This is a genomic window from Blastococcus sp. SYSU D00922 (assembly GCF_054050495.1).
This window is the reverse complement of the sequence record NZ_JBJGZL010000023.1, coordinates 1-12,984: the sequence shown is the minus strand read 5'-3', so window position 1 is coordinate 12,984 and position 12,984 is coordinate 1. Positions and strand designations below refer to the sequence as shown.

The 12,984-nt window shown below is 73.8% G+C and carries 15 protein-coding genes; 6 read left to right on the top strand and 9 right to left on the bottom strand.

The genetic code is table 11. The annotated features are described in order from the left end of the window. Nucleotides 1-114 precede the first annotated feature (114 nt). The gene (locus tag ACI78T_RS20265; protein ID WP_456559936.1) at nt 115-306 is read left to right on the top strand and encodes a hypothetical protein; all 192 of its coding nucleotides are present in this window, start codon (nt 115-117) and stop codon (nt 304-306) included. Nucleotides 307-488: 182 nt separating this feature from the next. Next, nucleotides 489-2,423 carry an NlpC/P60 family protein gene (locus ACI78T_RS20260; RefSeq protein ID WP_456559935.1) on the top strand — a complete coding sequence of 645 codons (1,935 nt, stop codon included), beginning with the start codon at nt 489-491 and terminating at the stop codon, nt 2,421-2,423. On the opposite strand, the gene ACI78T_RS20255 is transcribed toward ACI78T_RS20260, so the two are convergent. Both ACI78T_RS20255 and ACI78T_RS20250 read right to left on the bottom strand, forming a co-directional pair. Continuing rightward, nucleotides 2,420-3,181 (bottom strand): hypothetical protein, encoded by a 762-nt coding sequence (locus ACI78T_RS20255; RefSeq protein WP_456559934.1) that lies wholly within the window; start codon nt 3,179-3,181, stop codon nt 2,420-2,422. The two genes, ACI78T_RS20260 and ACI78T_RS20255, sit on opposite strands and share 4 nt — an antisense overlap. Beyond that, nucleotides 3,178-3,525, bottom strand: coding sequence for a hypothetical protein (locus ACI78T_RS20250; protein WP_456559933.1), 348 nt, complete (start codon nt 3,523-3,525; stop codon nt 3,178-3,180). Before ACI78T_RS20250 ends, ACI78T_RS20255 begins: the two co-directional genes overlap by 4 nt. Nucleotides 3,526-3,724: 199 nt before the next feature. Here ACI78T_RS20250 and ACI78T_RS20245 point away from each other — a divergent pair, with 199 nt between their 5' ends. Further along, complete coding sequence (locus tag ACI78T_RS20245) at nt 3,725-5,011, top strand: YncE family protein (protein WP_456559932.1); 1,287 nt, start codon at nt 3,725-3,727, stop codon at nt 5,009-5,011. Between the two features lie 72 nt (nt 5,012-5,083). Continuing rightward, nucleotides 5,084-5,950 carry a DUF559 domain-containing protein gene (locus ACI78T_RS20240; RefSeq protein WP_456559931.1) on the top strand — a complete coding sequence of 289 codons (867 nt, stop codon included), beginning with the start codon at nt 5,084-5,086 and terminating at the stop codon, nt 5,948-5,950. Between the two features lie 34 nt (nt 5,951-5,984). Here ACI78T_RS20240 and ACI78T_RS20235 read toward each other — a convergent pair whose 3' ends face one another. The 7 genes from ACI78T_RS20235 to ACI78T_RS20205 form a co-directional block, all read right to left on the bottom strand. Beyond that, entirely contained in the window at nt 5,985-7,082 is a 1,098-nt protein-coding gene (locus ACI78T_RS20235) for a flagellar biosynthesis protein FliA (RefSeq protein WP_456559930.1), read from the bottom strand. A gap of 67 nt (nt 7,083-7,149) precedes the next feature. Then, nucleotides 7,150-7,629: a hypothetical protein gene (locus ACI78T_RS20230; protein WP_456559929.1), complete on the bottom strand. Its 480-nt coding sequence runs from the start codon at nt 7,627-7,629 to the stop codon at nt 7,150-7,152. Nucleotides 7,630-7,841: 212 nt separating this feature from the next. Beyond that, nucleotides 7,842-8,147: a carbon storage regulator CsrA gene (csrA, locus tag ACI78T_RS20225; RefSeq protein WP_456559928.1), complete on the bottom strand. Its 306-nt coding sequence runs from the start codon at nt 8,145-8,147 to the stop codon at nt 7,842-7,844. A 103-nt stretch (nt 8,148-8,250) separates the two neighbouring features. Next, nucleotides 8,251-8,730, bottom strand: a complete 480-nt coding sequence (fliW, locus tag ACI78T_RS20220) for a flagellar assembly protein FliW (RefSeq protein WP_456559927.1) — start codon at nt 8,728-8,730, stop codon at nt 8,251-8,253. Beyond that, nucleotides 8,730-9,611 carry a flagellar hook-associated protein FlgL gene (flgL, locus tag ACI78T_RS20215; RefSeq protein WP_456559926.1) on the bottom strand — a complete coding sequence of 294 codons (882 nt, stop codon included), beginning with the start codon at nt 9,609-9,611 and terminating at the stop codon, nt 8,730-8,732. The genes fliW and flgL overlap by 1 nt, the downstream gene beginning before the upstream one ends. 5 nt (nt 9,612-9,616) lie before the next feature. Continuing rightward, nucleotides 9,617-11,014 (bottom strand): flagellar hook-associated protein FlgK, encoded by a 1,398-nt coding sequence (gene flgK, locus ACI78T_RS20210; protein WP_456559925.1) that lies wholly within the window; start codon nt 11,012-11,014, stop codon nt 9,617-9,619. After that, on the bottom strand, nt 11,011-11,499 hold the full coding sequence (locus tag ACI78T_RS20205; protein WP_456559924.1) for a flagellar protein FlgN: 489 nt from the start codon (nt 11,497-11,499) through the stop codon (nt 11,011-11,013). Before ACI78T_RS20205 ends, flgK begins: the two co-directional genes overlap by 4 nt. A gap of 210 nt (nt 11,500-11,709) precedes the next feature. On the opposite strand from ACI78T_RS20205, the gene ACI78T_RS20200 reads away from it, so the two are divergent. Then, nucleotides 11,710-12,717 carry a sigma-70 family RNA polymerase sigma factor gene (locus ACI78T_RS20200; RefSeq protein WP_456559923.1) on the top strand — a complete coding sequence of 336 codons (1,008 nt, stop codon included), beginning with the start codon at nt 11,710-11,712 and terminating at the stop codon, nt 12,715-12,717. 139 nt (nt 12,718-12,856) lie between these two features. Further along, nucleotides 12,857-12,984 (top strand): flagellin N-terminal helical domain-containing protein (locus ACI78T_RS20195; protein ID WP_456559954.1); only part of this gene is annotated, 128 nt, incomplete at its 3' end.

Sequence of the window (12,984 nt, the reverse complement as noted above, 5' to 3'; positions counted from 1 at the left end):
CCGGCCGGGCCGGGCAGCCCTCCCCCGCGGAGGCGCTGCCCGGCCCGTTCCCTGTCCGGGACGACGCACCCCTACGGTGGGTGCGCCCCGCCGAGCCCACCCGAGGAGGACGCCATGGCACAGCCGCCCGGCGACGACGTCCTCGTCGTGCCGCCCATCCCCCTGGCCAGCGGCAGCGTCCTCGAGCCGGAGGACGACGGGCCGCCCGTCCGCATCACCAAGGTGGAGGTCGTCGTCTCCACCGAGGACGGCGGCGAGCTCCGCATCCCGCTGACCCACCGCCACGGCGCGTGGTGGGCTCCCTGACCCCTCCCCCGCACGGGTCACGCACGCGCTCCGACCGGCAGGTTCACCCTCACCCTGAGGGGTGAGACCGCCTCACCCCCCGTTCAGCGCACCCCCTCGGCACGTCGATACGAGGCCAGACCCCGGCTGCACCCGCAGCCGGGACAGGCCACGACACGACGAGACCGCCGGGGGACGCTGCAGTGCCTGCATCACGCACGTCCGCCCGTCCCGGCGCCTCCGCCCGCCCCGTGCTCACCGCGCGCGAGGCCCAGGCGCTGCGCGAGGCCCTCGCCCTGCGGTCGGCGGTCGCCGCCGGCCAGCCGCTCACCCCCGCCCAGGCGGCGGCGCTGCGCACCGCGACCGCTGCTGCCCGGCGCACGGCCCCCGCCGGCGGGCGCGCCCCGGTCCGGCGTCCTGCCAAGGGACGCCGGCCGGCCACGAAGCGCCGCAAGGCACCCCGCACCGGCCCCGCGTGGTCGACCCGCCTCCGCGTCGTCGCCCTCAGCACCCTGCTGCTGCCCGCCGCGGCGGCCCTCGTGCTGCCCGGCGCCGGTCCCGGGGGCACCGGGGACGACCCGCTCGACACCACGGCGCTCGCGCTCACCGCGCAGAGCTCGCTGCTGGAGGACGCCGGCCGCTACCGGGAGCTCGAGCAGGAGGTGGCCCGGAAGCGGACCGCGCTGGACCAGGCGCGTGACGTGGAGGCCACCGCGCTGGCCGAGGTGCGCGCCCACCAGGCCACCGTGGGCTCGTCGGCCGCCGACCTGTACCGGGCCACCGCCCAGCAGCGGTACCCCCTGCTCGGGCTGAGCGTCCACGACGCCGGCTCGACCACGGGCGCGCTGCTCGGCCAGTCGCTCACCGACCGCGCTGACCAGGCGCTGACCGGGGAGGTCGTGCGCGCCGAGCGCAGCACCGCCTCCCTCGCCCTCGCCAGCGAGCGCGTGGCGCAGGCCGAGTCGGCCGTCGAGGAGGCCCGCGACCGCGCGGACGTCGTCCTGCAGACCGTCCGGTCCGCCGTCGACGACCTGACCCCGGAGATCACCTCCGCCCTCGCCGGCCTGGGCGCGGTCCCGGCGTCCGGCCCGCAGCAGGAGCGCAACCAGCAGGCCATGGCGCGCTGGCAGGGCTACCTCGCCCAGCTCAGCGGCGCCGGCATCGAGCCGCCGGCGGCCGCCGACATCGCCGATCCCGCCGCCCTGCCGTCGGGCTTCTCCCCCGCGCTCGACGCCGCCGGGCAGCCGATCCCGGGCGTCGTCTGGGCCGTCGTCGGCAGCAGCCCGGTGACCGTGCTGCCCGCCGAGACGGTGGCGGCGGTGAGCAGCGCGCTCTCCCAGCTGGGCATGCCCTTCGTCCCCGGCACCACCGGCCCGGACAGCTACGACTGCGGTGGGTTCACCGCGGCGTCCTGGCTGCTGGCCGGGTACGCCGTCCCGGGCACCCCGCAGGACCAGTGGACGACCGGCGCGGCCGTGCCGCTGGCCGACGTCCAGGTCGGCGACCTGGTCTACGCGCCGGGCGGCCAGGACGTCGGCATCTACCTCGGCGACGGCGACGTCGTCGGCGCCTCCGCCGGCACCTACCAGGTGTCGGTGCGGTCCCTGGCCGCCGGCTCGTCGGCGACCCGCGTGACCCTCCCGGCCCCCGCGGAGCCGAACCCCCCGCTGCCCGTCGCGGAGGCCGGTGCCTGCGGTGCCCCCCTGCCCCCGCCGGGTCAGCGCACCGCCGCCTGGGGCGGCTTCGCCAACGGGCAGATCCCGTCCGACGCGCTGTGCCGGCTGGGCGTCCAGGGCCACAAGCTGCGGTGCGACGCCGCCGCGGCCTACGGCCAGCTCGACGCCGCCTACACCGCCGCGTTCGGCACCCCGCTGTGCATCACCGACTCGTACCGGTCGTTCGGTGCGCAGGTGACGGCGTTCGCGACGAAGCCGAAGCTGGCCGCCGTGCCCGGTACGTCGAACCACGGGTGGGCGCTGGCCGTCGACCTGTGCGGCGGCATCAACGTCAGCGGCTCCGCGCAGTGGACCTGGATGACGGCCAACGCCGCCCGCTTCGGCTTCGTCCAGCCCGACTGGGCCTCACCCGGCGGGGAGAAGCCGGAGCCGTGGCACTGGGAGTACGGCTACATCTCCTAGAGCCAGGGCAGGTCGGCCAGTCGCGGCCACGGCAGCGTGACCCCAGCACCGACCGCCTCACCCGCGAGGCGGGCGGCGATCGCGGGGCCGGCGCAGGCCACGGGACGACGCGGGGTGACGACCACGTGCATGTCGGTCATGACCAGCCCGGTGGCGGCGATCCGCTCGAGCATCCGCTCCGGGGCGACGAGTGCGGCGGTCGCCAGCAGCGGGACCTCCTGGTGCGACCAGAGCGCGACCGGGCCCTCGACCCGCAGGTCGAGCGGCACCTCGTGCGCCCGGACGGTCGCCGCCGACCGGGTCCGGTGCCGGGTCGGCGCGTCGGCCGACGACGACGGCGTCCACGGCAGGGCCAGCCCGCCGCGGCGGACGACGACGCGCCAGCCGATCGCCGTCTCGGCGCGGTCGGCCCAGTCGAGGACGGCGACGCCGGTGGCGGCCGCGGCCGCGTCGGTCACCGGGCGGTGCGCGACCCAGGCGGCCAGGGCGGTGGACATGCCCTCGGGGGTCGGGGTCACGCCGGCCCTGGTCATGTCGTCGGCGAGCTCGTCGAGGTGGACCCGCACCCGGCGCTCGTCCTCCTCGAGGACCACGACCGAACCCGCGTTGGGCCGCCGGACGACGTCCACCCGCAGGCGCGCCGTGCTCAGCGACGGCAGGACGGTCTCGGCGACGTCGCGCAGGTCGGCGACGTCGATGCGCACCGGCCGCAGCCGCTGCAGCAGTCCGGCCGATCCCCCGAACCGGGTGTCGGTCATGCGCCCGCGGTCCCGCTCAGCAGATCGCGGACCGGCGCGGGCAGGTCGGGCAGGGCCAGGACGCTGGACAGCTCCGCGGCGCTGAGCCGGACCGGCAGCACGTCGTCGTCCCACCCGGTGGCCAGGCGGACCCGTGCCGCCGACGCCGGCCACACCGCGTCGCGCGCGGCGGCGACGTGCAGCTCGGTCAGGACGTCCTCGAGGTGGATCACCGCGACCGGGTGCACCGGCCGGCTGCTCAACGCGTTCCGGACCGCGGTGGCCAGCTGCGTCCGCCGCGGGCCGTCCAGCCAGTGCGGGACGAGGACCTCGGAGCCGGGCTCGCCGGCCGGGAGCGCGCTCACCGCGACCGCTCCGCTCCACCGCACGGCGCCGCGGCGCGGCGGAGGCGGGCGGAGGGGGTCACGTGGTGGATATCGGCAGCGGCGCGCCCGGATGGACCCGTTCTGCACGCATTTCCTGAACGTCCGGCAACAACCGTTGCGTAACCCGTGCGCGGCTGGCGCGTTGCCATCCCGTAGCCGAGAAGCCGGGAGCCCGTCCATGCGCCGCATAGCCGTCCTCGCCCCTGTCCTCGCCCTCGCCACGGCGCTGACCTCGGCGGTCGTCTCCACCGAGGCCCTCGCGCAGGGCGGCCCGGGCCGCGACGTCATGTTCGTCGGCAACAACTGGGACGGGACCGCCACCGTCGTCGACGCCCGCACGCACAAGCCGATCCGGACGATCGACACGATCCCCGACCGCGCCGAGCGGATGGCCGAGATCGTCACCAGCCCCGACAAGCTCGCCTTCTACCTGGCGATCCAGGCGGCGATCGGCGAGGGCCACGCGCAGTACACCGACGACATGTTCACGACGCACGACGGGCGCCTGCTGGCCGTGAGCCGGCCCAGCTTCGCCGACGTCGTCGGGATCGACCTGGCGTCGGGCGCGATCGCGTGGCGCTTCCCGATGGAGGGCTACCGCTCCGACCACATGGGCGTCTCGCCGGACGGCGAGCGGCTCCTGGTCAGCGACTCGACCGCGAACAAGGTCCACGAGCTCGACATCCGCACCGGCGCGAAGACCGGCGAGTTCCCCAGCGGGGACAGCCCGCACGAGAACAACTACACCGCCGACGGGTCGCGGGTGTTCCACGCCAGCATCGGCCGCGTCTACACCCCCACCGACCGGCCGGTCCTCCGGCAGGCCTACGACACGTTGAAGGGCGAGCGGTACTTCCAGATCGTGCGCACCGACGGGCTGACCGTCGAGCAGCGCTGGGACATGGGCCAGGAGCTCGCGGAGGCCGGCTACCCGGACATGGCCTCGGCGGTCCGCCCCATGGCGGTGGCCCCGGACGAGCGCTTCGTCTACCTGCAGGTGTCGTTCTTCCACGGCTGGATCGAGTTCGACACCCAGGCCGCCGACCTCGACGGCGCGACGGGCTACGACGGCGAGCCGGCCGTCGGCGCCGTGACCCGGGTCGTCGACCTGCCCAAGCGGACGACCGAGCCGCGCGAGAACTACGTGCTCGACTCCGCGCACCACGGGTTGGCCATGAACCCCGAGGGGACGACGCTGTGCGCCGCCGGGACGATGGACGGCTACGCGGCGATCATCGACCGGGAGACCGAGGAGTACCGGTTGGTCGAGGTCGGCGAGAAGCCGTACTGGTCGACCAACGGCGTCTTCCGCGACGAGTGCTGGGTCTCGGTGAGCGGGACCGACCAGGTCGTCGTCATCGACTACGACACCGGGCGCAAGGTCCGCACCATCGCGGCCGGCGACCACCCGCAGCGGGTGCGCGCCGGCGTCGTCGCCCACGACGTCCTCAAGACCTGGCGCTAGGGCCAAAGTGGCCACTTTGGCCCCTGTGGACGACGTGAGCGGGCGCCGGACGCCACGGGCCACCCTTCCCGGGTGCCCATCCACCACCTGACCGGGGTCTTCATCGGCAGCCAGGCGATCGCCGAAGGGGTGATCACGCGCAAGCAGCTTCGCGAGCGCGGGTTCCGGCGTCTGGTCCAGGGGGTGTACGCCGATCCCGGCCTCCCGCTGGATCACCAGCTGCGCTGCCGCGGCGTCGCTCTGCTCCTACCGGAGGGAACGGCGATCGGCGGCCACTCGGCAGCGGCCTGGCACGGCGCCCCGTTCGCCGGCTGGCACGACCCGGTCACGGTGCTGCGACCGTCCGACGTGCTGTGGAAAGGACCCAGGGGAACACGGGTCCACCGCACACCGCTCACCGTCGCGGAGGTCGAGCAGAGGGACGCCGTCCCGGTGACCACCGCCCTGCGCACGGCATGGGACGTCGCCGCGCTCGAGCCGGTAGGTACCGCGGTCGCCGCGCTGGACGCGATGGTGCGGGCCGGCAGCGTCCGGTTGGCCGACCTCGCGGCCATGGCTGAAGCCGGTGCGGGCCGCTGGGGCGTGGCCAAGGCCCGGCGCGTCGTCCCGCTGGTCGATCCGCGGGCCGAGTCGGCGCCCGAGTCCCGCGTCCGGGTCGCCTGCGTCCTGGCCGGGCTCTCCCCGGTTCCGCAGTACGAGGTGCGCGACGACGACGGCGCGTTCCTGGGTCGGGTGGACCTCGCCTTCCCGGAGGCGCGGCTCGCCATCGAGTACGAAGGTGCGTACCACTTCGAAGAAGGTCAGATCGTCCGCGACGACGAGCGCATCGCCCGGTTGGTCGCCGCCGGATGGCGGGTGGTTCGTCTCAGCGCCGTCGACCTACGCGACCTGGCGGCTGTGGTGGAGCGGATCCGGCGCGAGCTCGCCCGGCTCCCCTAGGGGCCAAAGTGGCCACTTTGGCCCCCAGGGTCGGTCAGTCGGCGAGTTCGGCGAGGCGGGACTTCATGGCCTGCTCGACCCGGTCGGCGTACACGTTCATGTTCCGCACCGAGGTGTTCAGGTCCTGCGACAGCTGCGTCTTGGTCTGGCCGCCCCACGTCGTGAGGTACCAGGTCGCCCAGCCGAGCACGTTGGGCTGGCCGGCGCGCTGGTCACGGCGCGCGGCGGGGTCGGGCGCGCAGGCGGCGGTGAGCGCGTGGGAGAGCAGCGTCTGCTCCGCCTCCCCCATGATCTCGTCCGGCGCCTCCGAGGAGTCGGGCAGCAGGATCTCGGTCGCGTCCGGGCCGCCGTCCAGCGACTGCAGGTTGCGCAGCCCGTTCAGGGTCGCCACGGTCTGCGAGTTGCGGCGCAGCGTCGCCACGCTCTGGCCCATGTAGGCCGCGAGCTCCTTCTCGCTGGGACGCCGCTGGTGCTCGGCGATGAACGCGGCGATGGCCTTCTGCTGCTTGTGCTCGGTGTCGGCGGCGGTGCGCCCGTGCGCGTTGCGGCCGAGGTCGTGCACCCACTTGGACAGCTGGGTGGCCAGGAATGCCCCGAAGGGGACGCCCTTGGTCTCGTCGTACTGAGCGACCGCCTTGAGCACCCACTCGTACACCTGCTGCCCCAGGTCGTCCGGGTCGGGCAGGTGCAGGCGGATCGTGCTCATGTTCCGCTGCAGCCGCTTGAGGCTGACCGGGCCGTAGTGCCGGCACAGGTCGGCGAGGAACTCGGCCGGCAGGTCGCGCGGGGCGCGGCGGCGGACGTCGGTCTCGGCACGCAGGCCGATCGTCGAGGAGCCGTGCCGGGACGCCCAGGCGCGGATCCAGTCCGCGAGGACGGCGGCCGACCCGCACGCGCCGTCGACGCGGTACAGGCCGTCGCCCTGGTCGTAGGAGACGGTGACGCCGTCGGGCAGGTCGGCGCGGAACTCGTCGAGCGGCAGCTCGCGGTCCACGCGGAAGTGGACGCGGTCGCGGGGGGTGATGGGGGCCAGTGCCCACCCGTCCGCCTCGGGGATGCCGCCGAAGACGAGCGGCTGGCGGGTGCGGGCGGCGGTAGAAGACGGGGACGTCGGGGAGGCGGAAGCGGACACGGGAACTCCTGGCACTACGGGGAAGGACGGGACCCGGGGAAGGGGACCCGGAAGTGAGGAGAGGCCGTCAGGCCGGGATGCGTTCCCCCGGCCCCGGCATGCGGGGCGAGGGAACCGGGGACGCCGGCGTCGTCGGCAGCCCCTCCAGGACGTCGGCGGGCGAGAAGCCGGCCGCCGCCTTCTCGAGGAGGGTGGCCGCGGCGGCGCGCTCGGCGCCGCTGGGCTCGGCCGTGTAGACGGGCATGTGGTCGTACAGCGAGGCGAAGATCGCGCTGACGAAGGCGTAGGCGGCCTGGGCCTGGGGCGAGAACTTCGCCACCGCGGTGCGGGGGCCGAGGTCGACGCCGACGGTCACGCGGACGACGCGGTCGTCCTTGCTCAGGCCGGTGACGGCGAAGGCGACCTCGTCGTGCTCGGCGGCCAGGGCGGCCAGAGCTGCCAGGCACTTGCGCGTCGCGCCACGGCGCGGCCGCAGCTGGACGTGGACGACCACCGACTCCGGCTCGCCCTGCTCGGTGCCCTGTGCGTTGACTGCATTGCGTTGCATTTCGATCGCCCCCTGTCACTTGCTTGGGGAGAAATCTGCCTCATGCAGTCGGCAACCGAGGGCACAACACTCGCCGTGTCATACGCAGTTTCCTGCCGCCACTTCGGCAGAAGTTGCCCGTGTCGCTCCGGCGCGGGCCCGGCGGTCCGACACGTCGGCGAGCATTGCCGAAACGGACCGGCCAATCGCCGTCCAGATCTGTCAGGCGCAGGTCAGGCGCGACCCTCGTCGGTCTCCTCCTCGGCGCCCGGTGAGGCGGCCTCGCCCGCACCCGCCGCCGCGGCCACGGCCGCGGACGGCGCGAAGGCGGCCAGGGCGCCCAGGCTGTCGGCGGTCACCTGCGCGGCGAGCAGGTTCGCCTCGGCGATCTGCCGGTAGACCTCCTCGCGGTGGATCGCGACCTCGCGGGGAGCCTTGAAGCCGAGCCGGACGGTGCCGCCGCGGACCTCGACGACGTGGACCTCGATGTCGTCACCGATGCGGATCGTCTCGCCGACGCTGCGGGTGAGTGTGAGCACGGATACCCCTCCATGGGTGTGTGGTGGCCGTCCTTGGCAGGTGGTGCTGGCGCCCGACCTGCGGGCGCGTCCCGGCTGCACGATCGCACAGCCGTCGAATGGGTTATCGGCGCAGGGGCCGCCTGATCGGATGAGCGGGGTCCACGAGCACCACCTGGCGCGCCTGGTGGCTGGCCGGGTTGACCACCACGGGGGCGCGGAGGTTGGCCGTGGCCGCCGCGACGTCGCCGTCCGGCACCGTCACCAGGCAGAAGAGCCGCGCATCGGCGACGTCGCCCAGCCCGAGCTCGTCGCAGACGGCGTCGGGCAGGCGCGGGACGTAGTCGGGGAAGTACGCCGACGCCGGCACCGCGAGGAACCGCGGGCCGTCGGCGGCCACCGACTGCAGCCAGAACAGCCGGCCGCCGTCCTCGGCGGGGACCAGGACGTAGTCCCGGTAGCCGGGGAAGCCGGGCAACGGCTCCGACAGGCACAGCGCCTGCACCTGGATGGGGGTCGCTGCCGGCGCCCGCACGGGGGCGGGTGCGGGCGCCGGCAGGGTCCCGGGGCGGAGGGTCTCGGGCGGGAGCGTGAGGGTGTTCATCAGCGCAAGTAGTCCAGGAGCGTCGGCGAGATGGCCTTCGCCGTGGCGGCCAGGGCTGCCTCGTAGCCGACCTTCTGCATCTCGAGCTTCATGATCGTGTTCGGCAGGTCGACGTTCTCGGTCTCGCCGAGCTGGGCCTGGAGGCTCAGCGACCTGTCGAAGTTCATGAGCTCGGCGCGGTCGACGCGGGCGGACCGGGTGCCGATGTCCGCGACGGCCGTCGACATGCGCTGGATGGCGACGTCGAGGTCGGCGAGGTCGGTCTCGAGGGCCACCGGGTCGGTCGTGAGGTTCGTGGCGATCCGCTCGACGATGTCGAACAGGTTCGCGCCGTCGGGCCCGAAGGCCTCCGGGCCGGTGAGGTCGACCCGGACCTGCTCGCTCTCCGACACCCGCAGCTTGGTCTGCGGGCCGGCCATGCCGGCCCACGTGCCGTCGTCGTTGTACGCCTTCGCGTCCGGCGTCAGCCCGCCGAAGAGCGGACGGCCCTGCACCAGCGTGTTGGCCAGCGAGAGCAGGCCCTCCCGGAGGGAGGTCACCTCGGTGGCGAGGGCCTGCTGGCTGGCGTCGGAGACGGCGCCGGTGTTGAGGCCCTGGACGGTGAGGTCCCGGACCTTGCGGGTGGTGTCGAGCATCTCGCGGATGGTCGAGTCGCCCTGGTCCAGCCAGCTCTTGGCGTCGCTGATGTTGCGGGTGTGCTGGGCGACGGCGGCCTGCTCGCCGCGGAGCTGCATCGCCTTGTTGGTGCCGGTCGGCGAGTCCGACGGCGCGTTGATGACGCGGCCGGAGGTGAGCTGCTGCTGCAGTTTGCCGACGGCGTCGAGGTTGCGGTTGAGGCCCTGGAGGCTGGTGAGCGCGACGGCGCGCTGGGTGATGCGCACTCAGATCACCGCCCCACGAGCCCGGTGCGGTTGATGAGCACGTCCAGCGTCTCGTCGATCGCGGTCACCATCCGGCTGGCCGCGGAGTACGCGTGCTGGAAGGAGAGCATGTTGGTCATCTCCTCGTCGATGTTGACGCCGGCAACCGACTCGCGGGCCGCGTCGACCTGGGTCGTGATGACCGCCTGGATGTCCTGGTTGCGGATCGCGACCGCGGCCTGGACACCCAGACCGACGATCATCTTGCGGTAGGTCGCGTCGGTCCCGGCCGCGTCGTGGCGCATCTGCGCGATCTTGTCGGCGATGCCGTTGTCCAGCGCGGGGACGCCGCCGGTCGGTGCCACGGACGACGCGGCGATCTTCTTCGGGTCGGTGATGACGACGGCGAGCGTCGCGGCCGTCGTGCCGCTGAGGATGGCGCCGCCGGGGTCGCCGTTGCGGTCGAACCCGGTGGTGTGCACGGCGTTGAGGCCGGTCACCAGGCCGGCGGCGATGTCGTCGAGCTGCTTGCGGTACTCGGGGATCAGCGTCGTGAGGGCGCTGAGCTGCCCGCCGGCCGTGCCGCTCGCCGTGACCGGGTAGTTGCCGGCCTTGGTGACGATGCGGGGCATGTCCGTGGGGGTGACGAGCGCGGGGTCGGTCGGGCCCGCCACGGCCAGCTCGTTCGCGGAGCTCCCGCTGACCAGCGACATGCCGCCCACGACGACGTCCACCGAGCCGTACTCGCCGGGCCGGATGGTGGCGCCGATCTGGTCGGCGAGCTTCATGACCAGGAGGTCGCGCCGGTCGCTCAGGTCGTTCGCCGGGAGGTCGGCCTGCTTGGCCACCCGGATGGCCTTGTTGAGCTCGGCGACGGTCGCCGCGGCCGCGTTGACGTCCTTGACCAGGACGTCGAGGTTCTCGCGGGTCTGCCCCCACTGCGCGTCCAGGGAGGCGGAGCTGAACTGGATGCCACCGACCAGCGTCTGCAGCCGCTCGAGGACCTGGGTGCGCGGCGCGTCGGTCTTGGTGTCCTTGGCGACGTCGGCCCAGCCGTCCCACATGTCGGCGAGCAGGCTCTGGATGCCGGTGTCGCCGGGCTCCCGGAACGCCGTCTCCACCTGCTCGAGCGTGTCGGCCTCCACCACCAGGCGGGCGCTGTTCGCGTGCTCGGTGTGGCCGCGGCCCTCGAGGAAGGCGTCGCGGATGCGCATGACGTCGTCGGCGTTGACGCCGGCGCCGATGCCCGGGCTGGTGGAGAAGAAGGCGGGGACGACGCTGCCGCCGATCGCCTGCAGGTCCACCCGCTGGCGGGAGTAGCCCTCGGTGTTGACGTTCGCGATGTTCTGGCCGGTGACGTCCAGCGCCCGGCGCTGCGCCCAGAGCGCGGTGGTCGCCGCGTTGAGGCTGGAGAAGGTGCTCACAGGATCCCGTCCAGGGTGACGGCCCGGTGCGGCCCGGCATCGGTGCTGCGGCCGGTGGCGCCGTAGGTGCCGGCGCTGGGGGTCTTGACCTGGAGGAGGGCGTCGCTGATGGCGGACAGGCCTCCCTCGATCAGCTCCCGGTTGGTGTCGGAGAGGCTGCGCAGGTCGCTCACGAGGACCAGCAGGGCCTCGTGGTGCTTGGCGAACAGGTCGTTCCACGGCGCGGGCGCGGCGTCCGCCACCTGGCGGAGGGAGGGGTCGGCGCCGATGCCCAGCGAGGCCGCGATCGCCTCGGTCGCGGCGGCGCGCTCGACTTCGAGGGTGCGGAGCTGGTCGAGGACCACCTCGATCTCGTGGGCGATGCGGGCCAGCCAGCGGGTCTTGCCCGTGAGGATCAGGTACTGCTTCTCCTCGGCCTTGAACAGCAGCAGGTCCAGGAGTTCCTGCTCCCGCCACAGCAACGTCGACAGGTGCTGGTAGTCCACGTGTCCACCGCCCTTCCGTCGTCTCGCTCGGTCCGTCCGGCGGTCCTGCCGCGGCGCCGGTGACCGGCACGGGCTGGATCGCTCGTCGGACCTGCCATCGGCACCCCGGATCGGGCCCTCAAGCCGAAGCCGCAAGTCGCCGCTCAAGTTCGGCGAGCTTTTTGCCGAGGGGCGGTGCGGTGTGCGCCGCGGCCAGCCGAGAAGGAGGACGTGAGTGCAGCCCGTGCCATGGCGACCCGACGCCCCCCGCAGCAGCGGACCGCGCATGAGAGCCCGCGACCCGTGCACGACCGGTCGCCGCACGACCGGTCGCGTCCGGCCGCAGCGCCCCACCCGCAGCGGCTGCGGTCGCAGGCGGAGATCGACGCGCTGGTGACCGAGCACCTGCCGCTGGCGTCCTTCGCGGTCAACGCGGTGGCCGCCCGCATCTCCCTGCCCGGCCACGTCAGCCGGGAGGACCTCCTCTCCTGCGCACACGTCGCGCTGGTCGAGGTCGCCCGCCGCTTCGACCCGTCGGCCGGCGCCTCGTTCGCCACCTACGCGCTCGCCCGGCTCCAGGGCGCGGTGCTCGACGAGCTGCGCTCCGGCGACTGGGCCAGCCGGTCGGTGCGCGCCGCGGCCCGCCGCAGCGACGCCGCGGCCGACGCCCTCACCATCGCGCTCGGGCGCCCGCCGACGCGCGAGGAGCTGGCCGAGAGCCTGGGCGTCGCACGCAGCGAGCTCGACAACCTGCAGGTCGACGTCCACCGCGCGGTGATGGTGAGCATCGACGCCGAGACCGGTGCCGACGGCACCTCGCTGGACCTGCCCGACACCGGCGAGTCCCCCGAGCGCGCCGTCATGCGCACCGAGCGCGCCCGCTACCTGCACGAGGCGATCCGGGCGCTCCCCGACCGCCTCGACGAGGTCATCGAGCGCAATTTCTTCGGTGACGAATCACTCACCGACATCGCCACCGACCTCGGGGTGACCCTGAGCCGCGTCTCCCAGATGCGCGCACGGGCCCTGACCTTGCTGCACGCCGCCATGAGCGAGATCTGGGACGGCAAGGCGGTCCCGGCCGACGGAGGCGTCCGCGCCCGCAACCAGCAGCGCTCGTACGTCGAACGGGTCGCCGCCCGGTCGCCGATGCCGGCGGCCACCGCGTCGGCGACGGTCCCCCGCCCCCGCACCAGCTGGCCGCTCCCCGGCCGGGGGACGGCGGCGCAACCCGCCTGAGTGAACCCGGGCGAAAAAGAGGCCCCGTTCGCCTCAAGTCACAGCCGCCCCACGCCGTAACCAACAGTGCGACACCAGCACGGCCCGCAGCACGGATGCAGCGGGAATCCCAGTAAGACCCCTTCCAAGGAGGAAAACCATGGGTCTGCGCGTCAACACCAACATCGCGGCGCTCAACGCTTACCGCAACCTGTCCGTCACCGACGGCCAGATGAGCAAGTCGCTGGAGAAGCTCTCCTCCGGCTTCCGCATCAACCGCGCGGCCGA

What these genes read in the sequence shown, in the direction of transcription:
- ACI78T_RS20265 (WP_456559936.1), top strand. Translation starts at nt 115, where the DNA reads ATGGCACAGCCGCCCGGCGACGACGTCCTCGTCGTGCCGCCCATCCCC.
- ACI78T_RS20255 (WP_456559934.1), bottom strand. Translation starts at nt 3,181, where the DNA reads ATGACCGACACCCGGTTCGGGGGATCGGCCGGACTGCTGCAGCGGCTG.
- ACI78T_RS20245 (WP_456559932.1), top strand. Translation starts at nt 3,725, where the DNA reads ATGCGCCGCATAGCCGTCCTCGCCCCTGTCCTCGCCCTCGCCACGGCG.
- ACI78T_RS20230 (WP_456559929.1), bottom strand. Translation starts at nt 7,629, where the DNA reads ATGCAACGCAATGCAGTCAACGCACAGGGCACCGAGCAGGGCGAGCCG.
- fliW (WP_456559927.1), bottom strand. Translation starts at nt 8,730, where the DNA reads ATGAACACCCTCACGCTCCCGCCCGAGACCCTCCGCCCCGGGACCCTG.